This window comes from Pseudomonas gregormendelii (assembly GCF_017114825.1).
In the GTDB taxonomy this organism is placed as follows: domain Bacteria; phylum Pseudomonadota; class Gammaproteobacteria; order Pseudomonadales; family Pseudomonadaceae; genus Aquipseudomonas; species Aquipseudomonas gregormendelii.
On record NZ_JADEVO010000006.1, the window covers coordinates 1 to 22,473 of the forward strand.

General features: G+C 61.3%; 22 protein-coding genes. 20 read left to right on the top strand and 2 right to left on the bottom strand.

The window, feature by feature from the left end; all coding sequences use genetic code 11:
* Window positions 1-111 precede the first annotated feature (111 nt).
* The 12 genes from IMW75_RS06085 to IMW75_RS06140 all read left to right on the top strand — a co-directional run bounded on the left by IMW75_RS06085 (window position 112) and on the right by IMW75_RS06140 (window position 11,445).
* Complete coding sequence (locus IMW75_RS06085; protein ID WP_205892174.1) at window positions 112-2,214, top strand: DNA internalization-related competence protein ComEC/Rec2; 2,103 nt, start codon at window positions 112-114, stop codon at window positions 2,212-2,214.
* A gap of 98 nt (window positions 2,215-2,312) precedes the next feature.
* Window positions 2,313-2,948: a MotA/TolQ/ExbB proton channel family protein gene (locus IMW75_RS06090; RefSeq protein WP_163019410.1), complete on the top strand. Its 636-nt coding sequence runs from the start codon at window positions 2,313-2,315 to the stop codon at window positions 2,946-2,948.
* Entirely contained in the window at window positions 2,945-3,376 is a 432-nt protein-coding gene (locus IMW75_RS06095) for an ExbD/TolR family protein (protein WP_045061739.1), read from the top strand. Before IMW75_RS06090 ends, IMW75_RS06095 begins: the two co-directional genes overlap by 4 nt.
* Window positions 3,376-4,386: a tetraacyldisaccharide 4'-kinase gene (lpxK, locus tag IMW75_RS06100; RefSeq protein WP_205892102.1), complete on the top strand. Its 1,011-nt coding sequence runs from the start codon at window positions 3,376-3,378 to the stop codon at window positions 4,384-4,386. Before IMW75_RS06095 ends, lpxK begins: the two co-directional genes overlap by 1 nt.
* A 24-nt stretch (window positions 4,387-4,410) precedes the next feature.
* Window positions 4,411-4,596, top strand: a complete 186-nt coding sequence (locus IMW75_RS06105; RefSeq protein WP_007945752.1) for a Trm112 family protein — start codon at window positions 4,411-4,413, stop codon at window positions 4,594-4,596.
* Window positions 4,593-5,357: a 3-deoxy-manno-octulosonate cytidylyltransferase gene (kdsB, locus tag IMW75_RS06110; RefSeq protein ID WP_205892103.1), complete on the top strand. Its 765-nt coding sequence runs from the start codon at window positions 4,593-4,595 to the stop codon at window positions 5,355-5,357. The genes IMW75_RS06105 and kdsB overlap by 4 nt, the downstream gene beginning before the upstream one ends.
* On the top strand, window positions 5,357-5,821 hold the full coding sequence (locus tag IMW75_RS06115) for a low molecular weight protein-tyrosine-phosphatase (RefSeq protein ID WP_045061736.1): 465 nt from the start codon (window positions 5,357-5,359) through the stop codon (window positions 5,819-5,821). Before kdsB ends, IMW75_RS06115 begins: the two co-directional genes overlap by 1 nt.
* Window positions 5,818-6,837 (top strand): UDP-N-acetylmuramate dehydrogenase, encoded by a 1,020-nt coding sequence (gene murB / locus IMW75_RS06120; RefSeq protein WP_205892104.1) that lies wholly within the window; start codon window positions 5,818-5,820, stop codon window positions 6,835-6,837. Before IMW75_RS06115 ends, murB begins: the two co-directional genes overlap by 4 nt.
* Window positions 6,838-7,086: 249 nt before the next feature.
* Entirely contained in the window at window positions 7,087-7,557 is a 471-nt protein-coding gene (locus tag IMW75_RS06125) for a (2Fe-2S)-binding protein (RefSeq protein ID WP_205892105.1), read from the top strand.
* The gene (locus IMW75_RS06130; protein WP_205892106.1) at window positions 7,554-9,875 is read left to right on the top strand and encodes a xanthine dehydrogenase family protein molybdopterin-binding subunit; all 2,322 of its coding nucleotides are present in this window, start codon (window positions 7,554-7,556) and stop codon (window positions 9,873-9,875) included. The genes IMW75_RS06125 and IMW75_RS06130 overlap by 4 nt, the downstream gene beginning before the upstream one ends.
* Window positions 9,875-10,858 (top strand): XdhC family protein, encoded by a 984-nt coding sequence (locus tag IMW75_RS06135; protein ID WP_205892107.1) that lies wholly within the window; start codon window positions 9,875-9,877, stop codon window positions 10,856-10,858. The genes IMW75_RS06130 and IMW75_RS06135 overlap by 1 nt, the downstream gene beginning before the upstream one ends.
* Entirely contained in the window at window positions 10,855-11,445 is a 591-nt protein-coding gene (locus IMW75_RS06140) for a nucleotidyltransferase family protein (protein WP_205892108.1), read from the top strand. Before IMW75_RS06135 ends, IMW75_RS06140 begins: the two co-directional genes overlap by 4 nt.
* Window positions 11,446-11,512: 67 nt before the next feature.
* On the opposite strand, the gene rne is transcribed toward IMW75_RS06140, so the two are convergent.
* Window positions 11,513-14,743 (bottom strand): ribonuclease E, encoded by a 3,231-nt coding sequence (rne, locus tag IMW75_RS06145; RefSeq protein ID WP_205892109.1) that lies wholly within the window; start codon window positions 14,741-14,743, stop codon window positions 11,513-11,515.
* 701 nt (window positions 14,744-15,444) lie between these two features.
* On the opposite strand from rne, the gene rluC reads away from it, so the two are divergent.
* From rluC to sppA, 3 genes are read left to right on the top strand one after another with little or no spacing between them, the layout of a single operon-like run.
* On the top strand, window positions 15,445-16,407 hold the full coding sequence (gene rluC, locus IMW75_RS06150) for a 23S rRNA pseudouridine(955/2504/2580) synthase RluC (protein ID WP_045061729.1): 963 nt from the start codon (window positions 15,445-15,447) through the stop codon (window positions 16,405-16,407).
* A complete protein-coding gene (locus IMW75_RS06155) occupies window positions 16,394-17,056 on the top strand; it encodes an HAD-IA family hydrolase (protein WP_205892110.1) in 663 nt (220 codons plus the stop codon). Before rluC ends, IMW75_RS06155 begins: the two co-directional genes overlap by 14 nt.
* A 22-nt stretch (window positions 17,057-17,078) precedes the next feature.
* Window positions 17,079-18,068, top strand: a complete 990-nt coding sequence (sppA, locus tag IMW75_RS06160) for a signal peptide peptidase SppA (protein WP_205892111.1) — start codon at window positions 17,079-17,081, stop codon at window positions 18,066-18,068.
* 23 nt (window positions 18,069-18,091) lie between these two features.
* Here the strand turns inward: sppA and IMW75_RS06165 are convergent, their stop codons facing one another.
* A complete protein-coding gene (locus IMW75_RS06165; protein WP_205892112.1) occupies window positions 18,092-18,670 on the bottom strand; it encodes a Maf family protein in 579 nt (192 codons plus the stop codon).
* Between the two features lie 105 nt (window positions 18,671-18,775).
* Here IMW75_RS06165 and IMW75_RS06170 point away from each other — a divergent pair, with 105 nt between their 5' ends.
* From IMW75_RS06170 to fabG, 5 genes are all read left to right on the top strand, one after another.
* Window positions 18,776-19,303: a YceD family protein gene (locus IMW75_RS06170; protein WP_004371317.1), complete on the top strand. Its 528-nt coding sequence runs from the start codon at window positions 18,776-18,778 to the stop codon at window positions 19,301-19,303.
* Window positions 19,304-19,316: 13 nt separating this feature from the next.
* Window positions 19,317-19,499, top strand: coding sequence for a 50S ribosomal protein L32 (gene rpmF, locus IMW75_RS06175; RefSeq protein ID WP_008152339.1), 183 nt, complete (start codon window positions 19,317-19,319; stop codon window positions 19,497-19,499).
* Between the two features lie 4 nt (window positions 19,500-19,503).
* Window positions 19,504-20,514: a phosphate acyltransferase PlsX gene (gene plsX / locus IMW75_RS06180; protein ID WP_205892113.1), complete on the top strand. Its 1,011-nt coding sequence runs from the start codon at window positions 19,504-19,506 to the stop codon at window positions 20,512-20,514.
* Window positions 20,515-20,639: 125 nt separating this feature from the next.
* On the top strand, window positions 20,640-21,578 hold the full coding sequence (fabD, locus tag IMW75_RS06185; RefSeq protein WP_205892114.1) for an ACP S-malonyltransferase: 939 nt from the start codon (window positions 20,640-20,642) through the stop codon (window positions 21,576-21,578).
* A gap of 16 nt (window positions 21,579-21,594) precedes the next feature.
* The gene (gene fabG, locus IMW75_RS06190; protein ID WP_045061723.1) at window positions 21,595-22,338 is read left to right on the top strand and encodes a 3-oxoacyl-ACP reductase FabG; all 744 of its coding nucleotides are present in this window, start codon (window positions 21,595-21,597) and stop codon (window positions 22,336-22,338) included.
* Window positions 22,339-22,473 lie beyond the last annotated feature (135 nt).

Consider the following 22,473-nt stretch of genomic DNA (forward strand, 5'->3'; position numbering starts at 1 on the left):
ATGGTGAGAGAGGCGATCCTAATCTACAACCAGGAGCGCCCGCACCTGTCCTTGAAATACAAAACGCCCGATGCGGTGCATCGGGCGTTGGGGTGAAACAGGTGTAAACCTATTTCAGGACTAGACATTGGCTTCACTTGGGCCTGTACCCAGGCGCAATGGGCGCTAAGCGATCGCTTGCCGATTCAGCTCGAGGGTGAAACCCGTTGGGTGGAGGGGACGGTCACGGGACTGCCGCAGAACGGCGAAGGTGTCGTGCGCTTCGAGCTGTCGGACAGCCATTCCCGGCGTACAAAGCTCCCGCAGCGGATGCGCCTGGCCTGGTACGACGGCCCTGCGGTGAATAGCGGGGAACGCTGGCGCCTGGCGGTCAAGCTGAAACGACCCATCGGGCTGCTCAATCCCCATGCTTTCGACTATGACGCCTGGCTGCTGGCGCAACGCATCGGCGCCACCGGCACGGTGAAGGCTGGCGAAAAACTCGCAGATGCCCGGGGAGCCTGGCGCGATAGCCTGCGCCAGCGCTTGCTGAGTGTAGATGCGCAGGGCCGCAGCGGCGCGCTGGCGGCCTTGGTGCTGGGTGACGGCAGCGGCCTGAGTCGCGAGGACTGGCAGGTGCTGCAAGACACCGGCACCGTGCATTTACTGGTGATTTCCGGGCAGCACATCGGTTTGCTGGCAGGCGTGATGTACTTGCTGATCGCGGGGCTTGCCCGTTATGGCATATGGCCGCGCCGTTTGCCCTGGCTGCCTTGGGCGTGCGGATTGGCATTTTCGGCGGCTCTTGGTTATGGCTTGCTTGCCGGCTTCGACGTACCGGTGCGCCGGGCCTGCGTGATGATCGGCCTGGTGCTGCTGTGGCGCCTGCGTTTGCGCCATCTCGGCGCCTGGTGGCCGCTGCTGCTGGCGCTGAACGGGGTCCTGTTGATGGACCCGCTGACGAGCCTGCAACCCGGTTTCTGGCTGTCCTTTGCGGCGGTGGCAGTGTTGATCTTCACCTTCGGCGGTCGGCTCGGCTCATTGCCCTGGTGGCAAACCTGGACTCGCGCCCAGTGGATGATCGCCATTGGTTTGAGTCCGCTTTTTCTCATCCTCGGCCTGCCGATCAGCGTCAGTGGGCCGATGGTAAATTTACTCGCGGTGCCCTGGATCAGTCTGTTGGTCCTGCCGCCTGCATTGCTTGGTACCTTGCTGCTGCCAATGCCTTATGTGGGCGAGGGGTTGCTGTGGCTCGCCGGGGGGCTGCTCGACTGGCTGTTCAAGGGCCTGGCGCAAGCGGCGGGGCAGGTGCCCGCCTGGGACCCTATGGCGATTGCGTTTTGGACCTGGGCGTTGGCCGCCGCCGGCGCCTTGCTGCTGCTGATGCCGGCGGGCGTGCCGCTGCGATGGCTGGGCTGGCCGATGCTGCTGTTACTGGTCTTGCCACCGCGTCCCACAATCGCCGAAGGCATTGCCGAGGTCTGGCTTCTGGACGTCGGCCAGGGCCTGGCGATCCTGGTGCGCACTCGTCATCACAACCTGTTGTATGACGCCGGGCCGCGTTCCGCGGGCATGGACATGGGCGCGCGAGTGGTGCTGCCGACGTTGCGCAAGCTGGGCGTGGAACAGCTTGACCTGATGCTGATCAGCCATGCTCACGCCGATCATGCCGGAGGCGCCAAGGCAGTGGTCGACGGAGTACCGGTCCGCAGGATAATGGGCGGCGAGCCCTTTCCCCCGGCAGATGGCCTGCTCGCAGATGCCTGCGAGAGCGGCGGACACTGGAATTGGGACGGGGTGGGCTTCCGGCTCTGGCAGTGGGCGTCGGCGCAGGACAGCAACTCCCGATCCTGCGTGTTGCAAATCGAGGCCACCGGCGAGCGGTTGCTGCTGACCGGTGATATCGAACGGGCCGCCGAGCATGCATTGCTCGGCAGCCCGCTGGCCGTCGCCACTGACTGGTTGCAGGCTCCGCACCATGGCAGTCGCACTTCATCCTCGATGCCCCTGCTCAGCGTGCTCCAGCCCAAGGCGGTGCTGATCTCCCGCGGCAATGGCAATTCGTTCGGCCATCCGCACCCAACGGTGATAGCACGCTATCGAAAATTGGCAATGGGGATCTACGACAGTGCCCAGCAGGGCGCCGTTCATCTGCAACTGGGGACCTTCTCGGCACCGGCGACGATGCGTCAACACCGGCGCTTCTGGCGTGATCTGGCACCGCTGGCAGAATGACTGGCGGGCAGCGGGCCCCGACCGGTTGCGCCATCGTGGTCTTCGGTGCGAGAAGCCCCTATGGTAGAGTGGCGCACTTTTTCGAGGGGACTGTCACTGTGTGGGAATTGGTCAAATCCGGCGGCTGGATGATGCTGCCGATCATTCTGAGTTCCATCGTGGCCATGGCGATCGTTGTCGAGCGCCTGTGGACCCTGCGTGCCAGTCGTGTGACTCCGGAGCATTTGCTCGGCCAGGTCTGGGTCTGGATCAAGGACAAACAGCTCAATAAGGAAAAGCTCAAGGAATTGCGTGCCAATTCCCCTCTGGGCGAAATCCTCGCGGCTGGCCTGGCCAACTCCCGGCATGGTCGCGAAATCATGAAAGAGTGCATCGAGGAAGCTGCGGCGCGAGTCATTCACGAACTCGAACGCTACATCAACGCCCTGGGCACGATTGCCGCCATGGCGCCGTTGCTGGGCTTGCTCGGCACCGTGCTGGGCATGATCGATATCTTCAGTGCGTTCATGGGCACCGGCATGGGCACCAACGCGGCGGTACTCGCCGGTGGTATTTCCAAAGCCCTGATCACCACGGCCGCAGGCCTGATGGTCGGTATCCCGGCGGTGTTCTTCCACCGTTTCCTGCAACGCCGGATCGACGAACTGGTGGTGGGCATGGAACAGGAAGCGATCAAGCTGGTTGAGGTCGTACAGGGCGACCGTGATGTTGACCTGGCCGAGGGCAGAGCGTGAAATTCCGCCGCAAGCCTCGGGAAACGGTCGATATAAACCTCGCTTCGCTGATCGACGTGGTGTTTATCCTGCTGCTGTTTTTTGTCGTGACCACCACCTTCACCCGTGAAACCCAGCTGCGCGTCGACCTGCCGGAAGCCGTCAGCGGAACGCCTGCCGAAGATCAGCAGGTCAAGCACCTGGACGTGGCGATCAATGCTGAAGGCGCGTTTTCGGTGAATAACCAGGTCTTGCCCAAGAACGACCTGGCGACCCTGATGGACGCCCTGCAGAAAGAATCCAACGGCGACACCAGCCTGCCGCTGTCCATCAGCGCCGACGGCAAGACCCAGCATCAGTCGGTCATCATCGCCATGGATGCTGCCGGCAAGCTCGGTTTCAGCCACCTGCGCATGACCACTGTCGAGGCGGCGCCGCCCGCGCCCTGATGGCCATGTCCGATCGCTTGCTCGCCGCGTGGTACCAGGGACATCCGGCCCTGAAGCTGTTGCAGCCGCTGGAGTGGCTCTATCGCCGCGTGGTCACGAACAAGCGCAAGCGTTTCCTGGCGGGCGAGGGCGAGATCTATCAGCCGCCAGTGCCGTTGATCGTCGTCGGTAATATCACCGTCGGCGGCACGGGCAAGACTCCGCTGATTCTCTGGATGATCGAGCACTGCCAGCGTAGCGGGCTGCGCGTCGGGGTGGTCAGTCGGGGTTACGGCGCCAAACCACCGCAACTGCCATGGCGAGTCGCGGCGGATCAGGGCGCCGATACTGCGGGCGACGAGCCTCTGTTGATCGTCCAGCGCACCGGCGTACCCTTAATGATCGACCCGGACCGCAGTCAGGCGGTCAAGGCCTTGCTCGAGAGTGAACCGCTGGACCTGATCCTGTCGGACGACGGCATGCAGCATTATCGCCTGGCCCGTGACCTTGAGCTGGTGCTGATCGACGCTGCCCGTGGCCTGGGTAACCAGCGCTGCCTGCCCGCCGGGCCCCTGCGTGAGCCGGTCGAGCGCCTTGAGAGCGTCGATGCGGTGCTCTACAACGGCGCCGCTGACGATCGCCATGACGGGTTTGCGTTCCAGCTGCAACCTACCGCGCTGGTCAATCTGCGTAGCGGTGAACGGCGGCCGCTCGATCATTTTCCTGCGGGTCAGGCACTGCATGCCGTGGCCGGCATCGGTAATCCACAGCGTTTCTTCACGACCCTCGAAACGCTACACTGGAAGCCTGTACCGCACGCGTTCGCTGACCACGCCGAGTACAGCGTGCAGGCACTGAATTTCACTCCGTCATTGCCTTTGGTAATGACTGAAAAGGACGCGGTGAAGTGCCGTGCCTTCGCCGCCGCCGATTGGTGGTACCTGACGGTCGATGCTGCGCCATCCCGGGCCTTTGTCGCCTGGTTCGATACGCAGCTGATGCGCCTGGTGCCGGACCGTCTTTTGCCTTAACTCCGTTTTATCCAGGGAATGCTCATGGACACCAAATTGCTCGATATCCTCGCTTGCCCCGTCTGCAAAGGCCCGCTCAAGCTCAGCGCTGACAAGACCGAGCTGATCAGCAAGGGCGCCGGCCTCGCTTATCCGATTCGTGACGGCATCCCGGTCATGCTCGAAACCGAAGCGCGCACCCTGACCACCGACGAGCGCCTGGATAAATGACCGCAGCCTTTACTGTCGTCATCCCATCGCGTTACGCCTCCACCCGTTTGCCTGGCAAGCCGCTGTTGCTGATCGCCGGCAAACCGATGATCCAGCACGTCTGGGAACAGGCGAGCAAAAGCAGCGCCGAGCGCGTGGTGGTGGCCACCGACGACCTGCGCATCGTCGCAGCCTGCAAAGGCTTTGGCGCTGAAGTGGTGCTGACGCGTGAAGATCACAACTCCGGTACCGATCGCCTGGCCGAAGTGGCGACGAAGCTGGGCCTGGCGCCCGACGCCATCGTGGTCAACGTGCAAGGTGACGAACCGCTGATTCCACCTGATGTGATCGATCAGGTCGCGGCCAACCTGGCAGCCCACACCGAAGCGCGCATGGCCACTCTGGCTGAGCCGATCGAAGATGTGGAAACCCTGTTCAACACTAATGTGGTCAAGGTGGTCAGTGACCTCAACGGTCTGGCGCTGACCTTCAGCCGAGCGACCTTGCCGTGGGCCCGCGATGACTTTGCCAGGAGTCGCGAGCAATTGCCGGAAGGCGTGCCGTACCGTCGCCACATCGGCATTTATGCTTACCGCGCCGGGTTCCTGCATGACTTCGTCAGCTGGGGCCCTTGCTGGCTGGAAAACACTGAATCCCTGGAACAACTAAGGGCCTTGTGGCACGGCGTGCGTATCCACGTGGCTGACGCTTTGATCGCGCCACCGACCGGCGTCGATACCGCTGAAGACCTGGAGCGGGTTCGTCGCCTGCTGGAGGCCTGATGCGGGTTCTGTTCGTCTGCCTGGGCAACATCTGCCGCTCGCCGACCGCCGAAGGCGTGCTGCGCCATAAACTGCGCGAGGCCGGGCTGGCGGGGCAAGTCGAGGTCGCCTCCGCCGGTACGGGCGACTGGCACGTCGGCAAGGCCCCGGATAAACGCAGCCAGGCCGCCGCCCGGCTACGCGGTTACGATTTGTCTGCCCAGCGCGCGCAGCAAGTCAGTCGTGCCGATTTCTCCATGTATGACCTGATCCTGGCGATGGATAACAGCAACCTGCGCAATCTCAAGGCATTGCAGCCTGCGAAGGGCAAGGCGGAGCTTGACCTGTTCCTGCGCCGCTATCAGTCGGAACTCGATGAAGTTCCAGACCCGTACTACGACGGCGACCAGGGCTTCGAGCAGGTACTGGACCTGATCGAGCGCGCCAGTGACCTGCTGGTGATCGAATTGAAGGGGCGGTTATGAGTCTGCAGGTGCAAGCCCGGGTATCGCTCAAACCGTACAACAGCTTTGGCGTGGATGTGCAGGCCCGCCTGTTTGCCCAGGCCCACAGTGACGACGACGTGCGCGACGCCCTGGTGTATGCCACGCAGCACGAGGTGCCATTGCTGGTAATCGGTGGGGGCAGCAACTTGCTGCTCACCGCCGATATCCAGGCGCTGGTGCTGCGCATGGCCACCCGCGGGATTCGCCTGCTCAGCGATAACGGCCAGCAGGTGGTGATCGAAGCCGAAGCCGGCGAGCCTTGGCATCCGTTTGTGCAACACACCCTGGCCCAGGGTTTGTCTGGCCTGGAAAACCTCAGCCTGATCCCCGGTACGGTCGGCGCGGCACCGATGCAGAACATCGGCGCTTATGGCGTGGAGATCAAGGACGTGTTTGCCGGCCTGACCGCGCTTGATCGCCGGACCGGCGAACTGCGCGACTTCAGCCTGGACGAGTGCAAGTTCGCCTACCGCGACAGCCTGTTCAAGCAGGAGCCGGGGCGCTGGTTGATCCTGCGGGTGCGCTTCAACCTGAACCGCGCTGAACACCTGCATCTGGAATACGGCCCGGTGCGTCAGCGCCTGACCGAGCAGGGCATTGACCGTCCGACTGCCGGCGACGTCAGCCAGGCGATCTGCAGCATTCGCAGCGAAAAACTGCCGGACCCTGCAGTACTGGGCAATGCTGGCAGTTTCTTCAAGAACCCTCTGGTACCGGCGGCGCTGGTCACCCGGCTCAAGGCTGAATTCCCGGACCTGGTGGCCTACGCGCAACCCGACGGGCAGATGAAGCTGGCGGCTGGATGGCTGATCGAGCGCGCAGGCTGGAAGGGCTTTCGCGAAGCCGACGCCGGTGTGCACAAGTTGCAGGCGCTGGTGCTGGTCAACTATGGCGCTGCCACTGGCCTGCAGTTGCTGGACCTGGCGCAACGGATCCAGAAAGACATTTGGCAACGATTCCAGGTCGAGCTGGAAATGGAGCCCAACAGATATTGAGGCTACGCTTTCAGCACTGCCCTGGAGGCCCTGCACATTTGTCGATGTGCAGGGCTTTTTTGTTAATCCTGGGTTAACTTAGCCGCCTAACGATACAAGCCATTTTGCTACACCAAAGGCCCGATGCAGACGTCGCCGTCGGCATGAGAGAGCCTCCTTAGCCTGAGTCGATCTGCGTGATGCCAACCGCCAGCCTCTGGCGGCAGATTGCTCGACCCCATAACCGTCTTTAGATATGCGGGCGTGCCCATGATTACCCTGAAACTCAACGGTCAAGACCATCAACTCGATGTCACCGAGGACATGCCCCTGCTCTGGGCAATTCGCGACGTGGCCGGTTACAACGGCACCAAGTTTGGCTGCGGCATGGGCCTGTGTGGTGCCTGCACCATTCACATCGACGGCTCCCCGGCACGCAGTTGCATCACGCCGATCGGCTCGGTGATCGGCCAGGGCGTTAGCACCATCGACAATTTGCACAGCGACCCGGTTGGGCAAGTCGTCCAGCAAGCCTGGCTCGACACAGCAGTGGCCCAGTGCGGGTTCTGCCAGGGCGGGCAGATCATGTCGGCGACAGCATTGCTCAAGGTCAACCCCAACCCCAGCGACGAGCAAATCGAAGAAGCGATGGTGGGCAACATTTGCCGTTGCGGCACCTACAACCGTATCAAGACCGCCATACGCCAAGCCTCCACCCACCTGAAGGAGGCCAAGGCATGAGCGGGCTACCGAATGATTTTGCGCTGAGCAATCTCAGCCGCCGTGGTTTCCTCAAGGGCGTAGGCGCTACCAGCGCGCTGGTGCTGGCCGCCAGTTGGGGTTGGCAGGACGCACTCGCCGCCGATAAAGAGCAGAAATTCGGCGCAGACGGTATGCCCAATGGCTGGATCGACGATCCAAAAGTATATGTCAGCATTGCCGCCGATGGCACCGTAACCGTGGTGTGCAACCGCTCGGAAATGGGCCAGGGCGTGCGCACCAGCCTGAGCATGGTGGTGGCGGACGAGCTGGATGCCGACTGGGCGATGGTCAAGGTGCAGCAGGCGCCCGGTGATGAAGTTCGCTATGGCAACCAGGACACCGACGGCTCGCGCAGCATGCGCCATTGGTACGAGCCGATGCGTCGTTGTGGCGCCGCTGCGCGCACGATGCTTGAGCAAGCCGCTGCCGAGCAGTGGAAAGTACCGGTAGGCGAGTGTCAGGCACAGTTGCACAAAGTCATTCACCAGCCCACCAAGCGTGAACTGGGTTACGGCGCCCTGGCGGCTGCCGCTGCTGCACTGGCAGTGCCGGCTCGCGACAGCCTGCGGCTTAAGCAGCCTGCGCAGTTTCGATACATCGGCAAGGAAGGCATCAAGGCGATCGATGGTGCCGACATCGTCAATGGTCGCGCAGTCTACGGCGCCGATGTGCACATCGAGGGCATGCTCTACGCGACCATTGCGCGCCCGGCGGTATATGGCGGCAAGGTCAAATCCGTTGACTCGAGTGCGGCGCTGAAAGTGCCTGGCGTGCTCAAGGTCATCAACATCGAAGGGCGGCCAATGCCGTCGGAGTTCCAGCCCCTGGGTGGCGTGGCCGTGATCGCCAGCAATACCTGGGCAGCGATCAAAGGGAGCGAAGCGCTGAAGATCGAGTGGGACGATGGCCCGAATGCCAGCTATGACTCGATCGCCTACCGCAAGGAGCTGGAAGCTGCATCGCTCAAGCCCGGCAAGGTCGTGCGCAACACCGGCAACATCGACGAGGCCATGGGCAACGCCGACACCACGCTGGAAGCGTCTTACTATCTGCCGCACCTGGCACAGTCCCCGATGGAGCCGATGGTAGCCATTGCGCGCTTTAAGGACGGCGTCTGCGAGGCCTGGGCGCCGAGCCAGGCACCCCAGGTGACGCGAGAGCGAATTGCCGAACGCCTCGGCGTCCCGTTCGATAACGTCACGGTCAACGTGACCCTGCTCGGCGGCGGCTTCGGACGCAAGTCCAAGCCGGATTTTGTCATCGAAGCGGCGATCCTCGCCAAGGAATTTCCCGGCAAGGCAGTGCGGGTGCAATGGACGCGTGAAGACGATATCCATTGTTCGTACTTTCATACCGTGTCGGCCGAGTACCTCAAAGCCAGCCTGAACAAGGACGGCCTGCCGTCCGGCTGGCTGCACCGCACCGTCGCGCCCAGTATCACGGCGCTGTTTGCACCGGGCATGAACCATGAAGCAGCGTTCGAGCTGGGCATGGGCTTCACCAACATGGCCTATGCGATCCCCAACGTGCGCCTGGAAAACCCCGAGGCCAAGGTGCATACCCGGGTGGGTTGGTACCGTTCGGTGTCGAACATTCCCCACGGCTTTGCGATCCAGAGTTTCGTCGATGAGTTGGCCCACAAGGCCGGCCGCGATCCGCTGGAGTACCAGATTAAACTGCTCGGCCCGGACCGCCAGATCGATCCGCGCACCTTGAGCGAAGAGTGGAACTACGGCGAGTCGCCGGAACGCTATCCGATTGATACCGGCCGTATGCGCAAGGTCCTGGAAACTGCGGCGAAGGCGGCGGGGTGGGGTCGTGACTTGCCCAAGGGCCGTGGCCTGGGCCTGGCGGTGCACTACAGTTTTGTCACCTATGTCGCGGCGGTGATCGAGGTTGAGGTCAAGGATGACGGCACGTTGATCGTGCATAAGGCGGATATCGCAGTGGACTGCGGCCCGCAGATCAACCCGGAGCGCATCCGCTCGCAATTCGAAGGTGCCTGTGTGATGGGCCTGGGTAATGCGGTGCTCGGCGAAATCAGCTTCAAGGACGGCAAGGTCCAACAGGATAACTTCCACATGTACGAAGTAGCACGCATGTCCCTGGCGCCGAAGGAGGTGGCGGTGCACATGGTCACTCCGCCGGGAGACGTGCCGCTTGGGGGCGTCGGCGAACCTGGCGTTCCACCGATTGCGCCGGCGCTGTGTAATGCGATTTTTGCTGCCACGGGCCAGCGTATTCGCAACTTGCCGGTGCGCTTCCAGTTACAGGGTTGGCAGAAGGCGCAAGCCTGATGGACAGCGTCGATCTGAATGTCCTGCGCAGCGTGCTGGAGTGGCGCAATGCGGGCCAGCGGGTGGTGCTGTACAGCGTGGTCCAGACGTGGGGCACTGCGCCCCGGGCACCTGGCGCCATGCTGGCGTTGCGTGAAGATGGCGTGGTGATCGGGTCTGTGTCCGGCGGCTGCGTCGAGGATGATCTGATTGCCCGCCTGCACGATGGGCGCATCCCGGCTGACGGACCGCCCGTGCAGTTGATCACCTACGGCGTGACTCGCGAGGAGGCTGCGCGCTTTGGCTTGCCTTGTGGCGGTACCTTGCGCCTGACTGAGGAGCGCGTAGGCGATCCGGCCTGGGTGGCACAGTTGCTGGCACGTTGCGAGGCGCACGAGATTGTGGCGCGCTCGCTGTCGATTGAAACCGGTGAGGTGTTGCTGGAGCCCGCAGACAAGTTGCAAACGCTGACCTTTGACGGCAAGACGCTGCGGGCCATTTATGGTCCGCGCTGGCGCCTGCTGCTGATCGGCGCAGGTCAACTGTCGCGATATGTCGCCGAGATGGCGCGGCTGCTGGATTTCGAGGTGCTGATCTGCGATCCGCGCAGCGAATTCGTCTATGGCTGGGAAGAGCAGCATGGACGCTTCGTCCCGGGCATGCCCGACGAAGCGGTACTGACTATCCAGACCGACGAGCGCACGGCCATTGTAGCGCTCACCCATGACCCGCGCCTGGATGACATGGCGCTGCTGACGGCGCTGGACTCCGATGCATTCTACGTGGGTGCGCTGGGGTCTCGGGTCAACAGCCTGAAGCGCCGGGATAATCTGGCTCAGCTAGGCTTGTCGGCAGCGGCCATTGAACGGCTGCACGGCCCGATCGGCTTGCACATTGGTAGCCATTCGCCAGCGGAAATCGCTTTGTCGCTGATGGCTGAAATTGTCGCAATCAAGAACGGCGTCGAACTCAAACAGAAGAAGCCCTTGCAGGAGGCGCCATGAGCGAACCCATCGCCGTCATCGTGCTGGCAGCGGGGCAGGGCGAGCGCTTTCGCCAGGTAGCGGGCGCCGACAAGGACAAGTTGCTGGCGGACTGTACCGGGCGCGACGGTGCTGTGCGGTCGGTCATCGAGCATGTCCTCGTGAACCTGCCGGCTAAGGCGGGCAAACGGGTTGTGGTTACCACTGCAGATCGTCCCCAGGTGATTCGCATGGCCCAGGCCTATGGGTTCGAGGTGGTCCTGATCGAGTCCACGGGCATGGGGGACAGCATTGCTGCCGGGGTGGCGGCGTGTCCGCAGCCCGGTGGTTGGTTGATTGTGCTGGGGGATATGCCCTTCATCCTGCCGTTGAGCATTGAGCGGGTGATAGCAGGGATGGCGGCTGACACTATCAGTGTGCCAGTGCATGACGGCGAGTATGGGCACCCGGTGGCGTTCGCGGATTCTTTCGGACCGGCGTTGATCGCGCTCTCGGGGGACGGCGGGGCCAGGCCGCTGTTCGCTACGGCCAGGGTGGTTGAAGTGGAGGTGGATGATCCTGGGGTGTTGTGGGATGTGGATGTGCCCGGGGCCCTGGTGTTTGTGTAATGCTTTTCAGGTCAATAAAAAGCCCCGCTCTGGATCACCAGGCGGGGCTTTTTGTCAGCCGTCGGAATCAGACGAGGGGTTTAGGCTCGTGCTCTTTTTCCTGGGCTTTTTCGTGTTGCTCTACCGCGTCCTGTACGGAACGTGGTGCTTCATCGATCACTGATGCTACAGGCTCGGCGACAACTTCAGCAGGGGCTTCAGCGACCACCGGTGCAGATTCAACCACGGCTGGAGCAGCAGCGGCAGCCAATTCAGCTTCCTTCTGCAGACGCTCGGCTTCACGCTTGCGACGACGCACTTCACGCGGGTCGTTTGGCGCGCGACCATTTTCAGTCAGGGCGCTTGCCGGCGCGGCTTCGACCACAGGTGCAGCCACTTCGGCTACAACCGGGGCTTCAACCGGCACTTCGACCACTGGAGCAGGCTCTGCAGCCGCAACCACTGGCTCTGGCTCGTAAGCCGGAGTTTCAGCTACCGGGGCTGGTGTTTCTGCAACAGCTGGCTCGGCAACCCAGTTGAAAGCGGTTTGCTCTTCGCGAACTTCACGAATCGATTCGGTCACGGTTTCGCTGACCGTCTCGGCAGCAGGCTCTGCAATCACTGCTGGAGCTTCGACGACTGCCGCAGGTTGCGGTGCCGCTTCTACTTCAGGCTGCGCTTCACGAGCCGGCGCCACTTCGATTTCCGGCGAAGCGGTGGCTTCGACAGGCGAGGTCGCTTCAACCACTGGCGCTTCGACTGGAGCAGTGTCCAGGGTGGCAGCAGTAGCGCGTTCGGCTTGCTCGTTGGCCTGTGCTTCAGCTGGAGCACTGATCACCGAGCTGGCAACGGCTGCGGTAACAGCCAGGCCAGCGGCCAGGTCGTTAGCGCTTGGTGCGTCGGCAGTGGCTGCCACTTCGCCTTCAGCGGAGTCAGACTCTTCCGAACCTTCGATCACATTGCCGTTGGCATCACGCTGACGCTCGCGACGGTTGCTGCGACGACGCTGGCCGCGGGAGCGACGGCGTGGACGATCGCCTTCGGCGCCTTCCTGTCCGTCTTCCTGCAGTTGCTCTTCGTTGGACAGTAGTTCTTCTTCGGCTACTGGAGCTGCTGCTTGCTCGGCACGTGGCTGACGTTCTTCACGCGGTGGGCGTGGAGCACGTTCTTCGCGTGGCTGGCGAGCCGGACGCTCTTCGGTGGTAGCGACAGCGACAGCGGCAGCGGCTGGAGCAACAGCGTCCAGGGGTTCGCGTAATTCGCGTACACGTTCTTCACGCTCGCCACGTGGCTTGCGGTCTTCACGTGGAGCGCGCGGTGCACGTTCCTCACGCGGTGCGCGTGGTGCACGCTCTTCACGTGGCGCGCGTTCTTCGCGGACTACTGCCGGCGTTTCTTCACGAGCTTCGCGTGGTTCACGAGCTTCCCGTGGAGCGCGTTCTTCACGCGGTGCACGTTCTTCGCGAGGCTTGCGCTCTTCGTCGCGGCGACCGTTACGGTTGCGGCTCTGCTGACGACCGTTGCGACGCTCTTCGTTACGAGCCGGACGCTCGGTGGTCGCAGGCTTTTCAACCACAACCGGTGCGGCGGGCTCTTCCTTGGTTGCAAACAGGCTGACCAGCGACTTCACCAGGCCCTTGAACAGGCTTGGCTCTGGCACGGCGGCCGGTGCAGCCACAGGCGCGGCAGCAACAACTTCGGCAGGAATCGGCGCATTGGCGCGGGCAGGGGCCGTCTTGACTGCAGCTTCCTGGCGAACCAGGGTGCGGGTCGCAGCGGCTGGCTGGACTTCTTCCACTTCGGCAGCGGCAGCAGCGATTTCGTAGCTGGACTGGTTGATGTGGGCTTCCGGGCTGTCATCGCGCAGACGCTGAACTTCGAAGTGCGGCGTTTCGAGATGATCGTTCGGCAGAATGACGATGCGGGCACGGGTGCGCAGTTCGATCTTGGTGATCGAGTTGCGTTTTTCGTTGAGCAGGAACGCGGCGACCGGGATCGGCACTTGTGCACGAACTTCGGCGGTGCGGTCTTTCAGGGCTTCTTCTTCGATCAGGCGCAGGATCGCCAGCGACAGCGATTCAACGTCACGGATGATGCCGGTGCCGTTGCAACGCGGGCAAACGATGCCGCTGCTTTCGCCCAACGATGGACGCAGGCGCTGACGGGACATTTCCAACAGGCCGAAGCGCGAGATGCGACCGACTTGCACGCGAGCGCGGTCGGCTTCCAGGCATTCGCGGACTTTCTCTTCCACGGCGCGCTGGTTCTTGGCAGGGGTCATGTCGATGAAGTCGATGACGATCAGGCCGCCGATGTCGCGCAAGCGCAACTGACGGGCGATTTCTTCAGCAGCTTCAAGGTTGGTCTGCAGCGCGGTTTCTTCGATGTCGCTGCCTTTGGTGGCGCGCGCCGAGTTGATGTCGATGGACACCAGGGCTTCGGTCGGATCGATGACGATGGAACCGCCGGAAGGCAGTTCGACGACACGCTGGAAAGCGGTCTCGATCTGGCTTTCGATCTGGAAACGGTTGAACAGCGGAACGCTGTCTTCGTACAGCTTGATCTTGCTGGCGTACTGCGGCATCACCTGGCGGATGAAGGTCAGGGCTTCGTCCTGGGCTTCGACGCTGTCGATCAGCACTTCGCCGATGTCCTGACGCAGGTAATCGCGGATGGCGCGGATGATCACGTTGCTTTCCTGGTAGATCAGGAACGGCGCGGAGCGATCGAGCGAGGCTTCTTTGATGGCGGTCCAGAGTTGCAGCAGGTAATCGAGGTCCCACTGCATTTCTTCACTGCTGCGACCAAGGCCGGCAGTGCGCACGATCAGACCCATGTCAGCCGGGGCAACCAGGCCGTTCAGGGCTTCACGCAGTTCGTTGCGCTCTTCGCCTTCGATGCGACGGGAGATGCCGCCAGCACGCGGGTTGTTCGGCATCAGCACCAGGTAACGACCGGCCAGGCTGATGAAGGTGGTCAGGGCGGCGCCCTTGTTGCCACGTTCTTCTTTTTCGACCTGGACAATGACTTCCTGGCCTTCGCTCAGGACGTCCTTGATGTTGACGCGGCCTTCCGGGGCTTTCTTGAAGTATTCGCGGGAGATTTCTTTGAGGGGCAGGAAGCCGTGGCGCTCAGAGCCGAAATCGACAAAGGCAGCCTCAAGGCTTGGTTCGATGCGAGTAATCCGGCCTTTATAGATGTTGGCCTTCTTCTGCTCGCGTGCACCGGATTCGATGTCCAGGTCGTAGAGGCGCTGGCCATCTACCAGTGCAACACGCAACTCTTCGGGTTGAGTTGCGTTAATCAGCATTCTTTTCATGTAGTACCGTCGGTTTCCGGGCTGCCGGAAACGGCGTTCGGCACACACGACTTCTCATGGTCGGTGTCAGGTGCGTCGGGAGTGGTTGGCCATTCCCGTGTCCAGCGATGTCCGGCCAATGTGGGCCTTCGTCGCGACGTACGCGTCCTGCTTGCTGTGGCTACTTAAGCACTCAGTCAGGAGGAGGAATCAACCAGTGGCTGTGGACGAGATGAAGCGTCTTGAAAAAGCCTATTGCTACACAGTCCAGCGGTTGTGCATCTCCACCCTACACGTATCCCTGAAAATTCGGGTGCTGCCGCGCGCAGAATCCGCAGCGGGTTGGCATTTACCGTGAGCTCCAAAAGGGGAGGTCACGCATCATGGCTAATTTAGGCGTTGTTTCCGAAACCTTCGCTCGGGGTCATTCGCAACTGACTGCACTTTGTGAACTGGCCATGAATATTGGCTCGCAAGGCGAGTGAAAACTCTGCCCTGCGGCTTGATTCAGGCCTCATGTCACCTGCGCTCGTTACAGCTGCAAACTCCACCGTTAAGTAGCGAAAGCCCCGTAGGACGGCCTCGCGTCCTGGTGAATTGCATTGGTCAGGGCCGGTTTTAGACCGTTGGTCCGCTGTCCAGGCCGCTTTTGGCGGCGTTCGCGACTATAGCAGTAATGATTAAGTGCTTCAATTCCATAAAAAATTGATATCATCTGCGCCATGACGACTACTGCCCCCTCGACCCCAAGCGTACAACTGCTTGAGGTCTCGCCGGAATATGCCGGCCAACGTATTGATAACTTCCTTCTCGCTCGGCTCAAAGGCGTGCCCAAGACCTTGATCTATCGCATTTTGCGTAAAGGCGAAGTGCGAGTGAACAAAGGTCGGATCAAGCCCGAATACAAGCTGCAGGCGGGCGATATCGTGCGCGTGCCGCCTGTGCGCGTGCCCGAGCGCGACGAGCCGGTGCCGCTGGCACAAGGCCTGCTGCAGCGCCTCGAAGCCTCGATTATCTTCGAGGACAAGGCCCTGATCGTGATCAACAAGCCTTGTGGTATTGCGGTTCACGGCGGTAGCGGTCTGACCTACGGCGTGATCGAAGCCTTCCGTCAGTTGCGCCCCGATTGCAAGGAGCTCGAGCTCGTTCACCGACTTGACCGAGACACCTCTGGCCTGCTGATGATTGCCAAGAAACGCAGCATGCTGCGTCACTTGCACACGGCCTTGCGCGGTGATGGCGTGGACAAGCGCTACATGGCGCTGGTTCGTGGCAACTGGGCCGCCTCGATCAAGCAAGTCCGTGCCTCGCTGGGCAAGAGCAACCTGCGTTCCGGCGAGCGCATGGTCGAGGTCGACGAGGAGGAGGGCAAGGAGTCCGTGACCGTGTTCAAGGTGCTAAGGCGCTTCGGCGACTTTGCGACCATGGTCGAAGCCAGGCCAATCACCGGCCGCACCCACCAGATCCGCGTGCACACCCTGCATGCCGGGCACTGCATCGCTGGCGACCCGAAATACGGGGATGAGGGTTTCAGCAAGGAAATCCGCGACCTGGGTGGCAAGCGACTGTTCCTCCACGCTTATCTGCTGACCGTGCCGCTGCCTGATGGTGGCGAGCTGAAGTTGCAGGCGCCGGTGGATGAAATGTGGGCCAAGACTGTGGAGCGCCTGAGTGCACCCCTCTGATTGCAAACTGCTGATATTTGACTGGGACGGGACGCTCGCGGACTCCATCGGGCGGATTGTCGAGGCCATGCATGTGGCCTCAGAGCGCTCAGGATTTGAGCTGCGCGATGATTTTGCCGTCAAGGGCATCATCGGTCTCGGTTTGCCGGAAGCGATTCGCACCCTGTACCCGCACATCAGCGAGGGTGAGCTGATCGCCTTTCGGGGGTATTACGCCGAACACTACATCGCCGCCGAAGCCGTGCCTTCGCCCTTGTTCGAGGGTGTGCTCGAGTCGATGGAGGCCTTTCGCGCCGAGGGTTATCATCTGGCTGTTGCAACCGGCAAGGCCCGTCGCGGGCTCGACCGGGTATTGAAGGCACACGGCTGGGAAAAATATTTCGACATCACTCGTGCGGCGGATGAAACTGCCAGCAAGCCCCATCCTCTGATGCTGGAGCAGATCCTCGCGCACTGCGACGTTCGCCCGGAGCAGGCAATGATGGTTGGCGATTCCTCTTTCGACCTGCAGATGGCCCGCAACGCCGGTATGGCGTCGGTAGCGGTCAGTTACGGCGCTCAATCGATCGAGGCGCTGAAGCTGTTCGAGCCGCGACTGGCGATTGATCGTTTTTCAGAATTGCATGCCTGGCTGAATCACCAGGCTTAACAGGTTTTTTGGGGTAGATGGCATGACCGACGAATGGAAGGCGCCCGCCAAGGCGGATGCGCAGAGCGGTGACGAGAAAAGCTGGAAGTTGCTGGAAAAGACCTTGTTGGCCAGCGTGCAGGAACAGCGCCGGTCCCGTCGCTGGGGGATTTTCTTCAAGCTGCTGACCTTTGTGTACCTGTTTGGCGCTTTGATGCTGTTCACGCCGCTGATGGACATGGAAAAAGCCGCCACTCGCAGTGCTAACTACACCGCGCTGATCGAGGTCACTGGTGTGATCGCCGACAAGGAGCAGGCCAGCGCCGATAACATCGTTGGCAGCCTGCGAGCGGCCTTCGAGGATGACAAGGTCAAGGGCGTGGTCCTGCGGATCAACAGCCCGGGCGGCAGCCCGGTGCAATCAGGTTATGTGTACGACGAGATTGTTCGCCTGCGTGCGCTGCATCCTGATACCAAGGTGTATGCGGTTATCTCCGACCTGGGGGCGTCCGGCGCTTACTACATTGCCAGTGCGGCCGATCAGATCTACGCGGACAAGGCCAGCCTGGTGGGGTCCATCGGGGTGACTGCGGCCGGTTATGGTTTCGTCGGCACCATGGAGAAGCTGGGCGTGGAGCGCCGGACCTATACGTCTGGCGAGCACAAGTCCTTCCTCGATCCGTTCCAGCCGCAGAAGCCTGATGAGACTCGGTTCTGGCAGGGCGTGCTCGATACCACCCATCAGCAATTCATCAATAGTGTGAAGAAGGGTCGTGGCGATCGCCTGAAAGACAAGGAGCACCCGGAGCTGTTCTCTGGCTTGGTCTGGTCGGGTGAGCAGGCGCTACCGCTGGGGTTGATCGATGGCCTGGGCAGTGCCAGTTCGGTGGCTCGCGATGTCATTGGCGAGAAAGAACTGGTGGATTTTACCGTTCAGGAGTCGACGTTCGACCGCTTCTCGAAGAGGCTCGGCGCCAGCGTGGCTGAACAATTGGCGATGTGGATGGGTTTTAACGGCCCGTCGTTGCGTTAAGCCGTTTAAAAGATCTTTTGCTTTCAAGGGACTTGTAAGCCCTCGACCAGCAGCATATCGATCAGCCGAATCAGCGGCAGGCCGATCAGGCTGGTGGCGTCAGGGTCTTCGGTGCGCTGAAACAGGCTCACCCCCAATCCTTCGGCCTTGAAGCTGCCTGCGCAGTCGTAGGGCTGCTCTGCATGCAGGTAACGCTCGATGCTTGCCTGGTTGAGGGTGCGCATGTGCACCGTGAACGGTACGCAATCCACCTGGCAATGCCCGGTCTGGCTGTTGAGCAGGGCCAGGCCCGTGAGAAAGGTCACGCTGGCGCCGCTGGCGGCGAGTAACTGATCCCGCGCGTTCTCGAACGTGTGCGGTTTGCCGATGATGCGCTCGCCGAGCACCGCGACCTGGTCGGAACCAATGATCAGGTGGTCGGGAAAAGTGCCAGCCAGCGCCTGGGCTTTTTCCCTGGCCAGGCGCTTGACCAGTTCAATGGCCGGCTCTTGCGGGCGATGACTTTCATCGATATCTGGCGAGCTGCAGACGAACGGCAACCGCAGGCGGGCCAGCAATTCCCGGCGGTAAACCGAGCTTGAAGCGAGTAATAAGGGCAGCATGCGCAACTCCAGAAGTCAGTTGCGAATTCTAGCGAGGCTTCCAAGTGACGCACAGGGCTGAATTTCCTTTGACATGGCTGGGTGCATCCCTATAATGCTGCGCCTATGTTGAATGACCCGATTCCACCTCACGTTGACCCGCGCAAATTGGCTGACCGTGGCACCACCCTTCAAGGTGAACTGCTGCTGGCCGATTTGGAGAGACTCTGCGACCCGCTTTCCGACACTGTCGGTACGGTGCAGGCGAAATTCGTTTTTGAACGAGATGAACGTAAGTCTGTGGTAATCCACAGTTTTATCGACACCGAAGTCAAAATGGTTTGCCAGCGTTGTCTTGAGCTGGTCACCCTGCCGATCCATAGCGAATGCAGTTATGCTGTGGTAAAGGAGGGTGCGAATACCCAGTCGTTGCCGAAAGGTTATGACGTGCTGGAACTGGGCGAAGATCCATTGGATCTGCAGTCACTGATCGAGGAGGAGCTTCTGCTCGCCTTGCCCATTGTGCCTGCTCATCATCCGGAAGAATGCCAGCAGCCGGCGGGTCTCGATGAGCCCGAACCGAGCGAGGACGAGGTAACGCGGTCCAACCCGTTCAGTGTATTGGCGCAGTTAAAGCGTGACCCAAACGTTTAGGAGTTAATCAATTATGGCTGTTCAGCAGAACAAAAAATCCCGCTCTGCCCGTGACATGCGTCGTTCGCACGACGCCCTGACGGCAAGCACTCTGTCTGTAGAAAAAACCACCGGTGAAATTCACCTGCGTCACCACGTATCGCCAGAAGGCGTATACCGTGGCCGTAAAGTGATCGACAAGGGCGCTGACGAGTAATCACTTGTCTGCTCAAGTCATCGCGATTGACGCAATGGGCGGGGACTTCGGTCCCCGCAGCATTGTTCAGGCCAGCCTCGCTTGTCTGAATGCTACGCCCTCGCTGCACCTGACCCTCGTCGGTCAACCCTCTCTCCTTGAAGAATTGCTCGCTGGCCAATCGGCTGCGGATTGCGTGCGCCTGTCTATCGTGCCCGCCAGCGAAGTCATTACCATGGACGAGAAACCGGCCCAGGCATTGCGTGGCAAGCCGGATTCGTCGATGCGCGTCGCGCTGGAGCTGTTGCGCGATGGCAAGGTCCAGGCCTGTGTCAGTGCCGGTAATACCGGGGCGTTGATGGCGTTGTCACGATTCGTGCTCAAGACCTTGCCGGGCATTGATCGGCCGGCGATGGTGGCGGCGATTCCGACGCAGACGGGCTATTGCCAGCTGCTCGACCTCGGGGCCAACGTCGATTGCAGCGCCGCACACCTGCTGCAGTTTGCGGTGATGGGCTCGGTGGCGGCCGAGACGCTGGGTATCGTCCGCCCGCGAGTCGCTTTGCTGAACATCGGCACCGAGCACATCAAGGGTAATCAGCAGGTCAAGCTGGCCGCCGCTTTGTTGCAGGAGGCGCGGGGCATCAACTACATCGGTTTTGTCGAGGGCGACGGCCTGTATCGCGGTGAAGCGGATGTGGTGGTCTGTGACGGCTTCGTCGGCAATATCCTGCTCAAGTCCAGCGAAGGGCTGGCCACCATGATTGCCGGGCGTATTGAAGCGTTGTTCAAGAAGAATCTCGCTTCGCGCATGGTCGGTGCCCTGGCGTTGCCGTTGATGAGGCGCCTGCAGGCCGATCTGGCCCCTGCGCGACACAATGGCGCGAGCTTTCTCGGCCTGCAGGGCATTGTGGTGAAAAGTCACGGCTCGGCCGGGGTTCAAGGATTTCAGAGTGCTATATCCCGTGCGTTGATCGAGATCCAGGAAAACCTGCCGGAACGCATCCACGGTCGTCTGGAGGATTTGTTGCTTTAGGCGTTTTCGTCGGACAATGCTTAAATGTGACCGCTCAGTTCAATTGGCCATCCAACTGTCAGTTTCTTGCGTCCCCCAGTCGGGACGTCAATTCTCCGACGACAAGATCATTAGGGGCTTGTTACATGTCTGCTTCCCTCGCATTCGTCTTTCCAGGACAGGGTTCGCAGTCCCTCGGCATGCTGGCCGAGTTGGGCGCGCAACATCCGGTTGTCCTTGAAACGTTCAAAGAAGCTTCCGATGCCCTCGGTTACGACCTGTGGGCGCTGACCCAGCAAGGGCCGGAAGAGCAACTCAATCAAACCGACAAGACCCAGCCGGCCATCCTGACCGCCTCGATCGCCCTGTGGCGTCTGTGGCTGGCAGAAGGTGGCGCGCGTCCGGCCTACGTGGCCGGTCACAGCCTGGGTGAGTACAGCGCTCTGGTTGCTGCCGGCAGTCTGAGCCTGGCTGACGCGGTCAAGCTCGTCGAGCGCCGTGGCCAGTTGATGCAGGAAGCGGTTCCGGCCGGGCAGGGCGGCATGGCCGCCATCCTCGGTCTCGACGATGCTGACGTGCTGGCAGCCTGCGCTGAAGCAGCGCAAGGTGAAGTGGTCAGTGCCGTCAACTTCAATTCCCCGGGCCAGGTCGTCATCGCCGGTGCCAAAGCGGCGGTTGAGCGCGCCATTGAAGGCTGCAAGGCTCGTGGTGCCAAGCGCGCCATGCCGTTGCCGGTCAGCGTGCCGTCCCATTGCGAGTTGATGCGTCCGGCTGCCGAGCGTTTCGCTGAATCGATCGCCGCGATCGACTGGCAGGCCCCGCAGATTCCAGTGCTGCAGAACGTCAGCGCAGCAGTGCCGGCTGATCTGGAAACCCTCAAGCGCGATTTGCTCGAGCAGCTCTACAAGCCTGTGCGCTGGGTCGAGTCTGTGCAGGCGCTGGCGGCCAAGGGTGCGACCCAACTGGTCGAATGCGGTCCTGGCAAAGTACTGGCCGGTTTGAACAAGCGTTGCGCCGAAGGCGTGGCAACCTCCAACCTCAATACCCCAGACGCTTTCGCTGCCGCCCGTGCAGCGTTGGCCTGAATCAGGAGAAACTTGCATGAGTCTGCAAGGTAAAGTTGCACTGGTCACCGGTGCAAGCCGCGGTATCGGCCAGGCCATCGCCCTGGAACTGGGTCGTCAGGGTGCCATCGTCGTGGGTACTGCGACTTCCGCATCCGGCGCCGAGCGCATTGCTGCGACCCTGAAGGAAAACGGTATCCAGGGCACTGGCCTGGAACTCAATGTGACCAGTGACGAGTCCGTCGCCGCCGTGTTGGCGAGCATCGCCGAGCAGTTCGGTGCACCGGCGATCCTGGTCAACAATGCCGGTATCACCCGCGATAACCTGATGATGCGGATGAAAGATGACGAATGGCATGACGTCGTTGATACCAACCTGAACAGTCTGTTCCGCCTGTCCAAGGGCGTTTTGCGTGGCATGACAAAGGCGCGTTGGGGACGAATTATCAGTATTGGTTCGGTTGTGGGTGCCATGGGCAACGCAGGCCAAGTAAACTACGCTGCGGCCAAGGCCGGTCTGGAAGGTTTCAGCCGTGCGCTGGCGCGTGAAGTCGGATCGCGTTCGATTACGGTAAACTCGGTGGCCCCAGGGTTCATCGACACCGATATGACTCGCGAACTGCCCGAAGCGCAGCGTCAAAACCTGGTTACACAGATTCCGCTGGGTCGTCTGGGGCAAGCGCAAGAGATCGCGTCTGTGGTCGCTTTTCTTGCATCCGACGGTGCGGCTTACGTTACTGGGGCTACAATCCCGGTGAACGGCGGGATGTACATGAGTTAAATGTGACGGACTGCTTCAAAAAAATGTCATACGAGCTGTCTAAAATCCGTTATAAAGCTGCAATCTATTTATAGGCATCGGGCTGCAGGGTTAGAGGAGTGAAGCTTTCAGTTGAAAAACTGAAAAGTCTTTCTA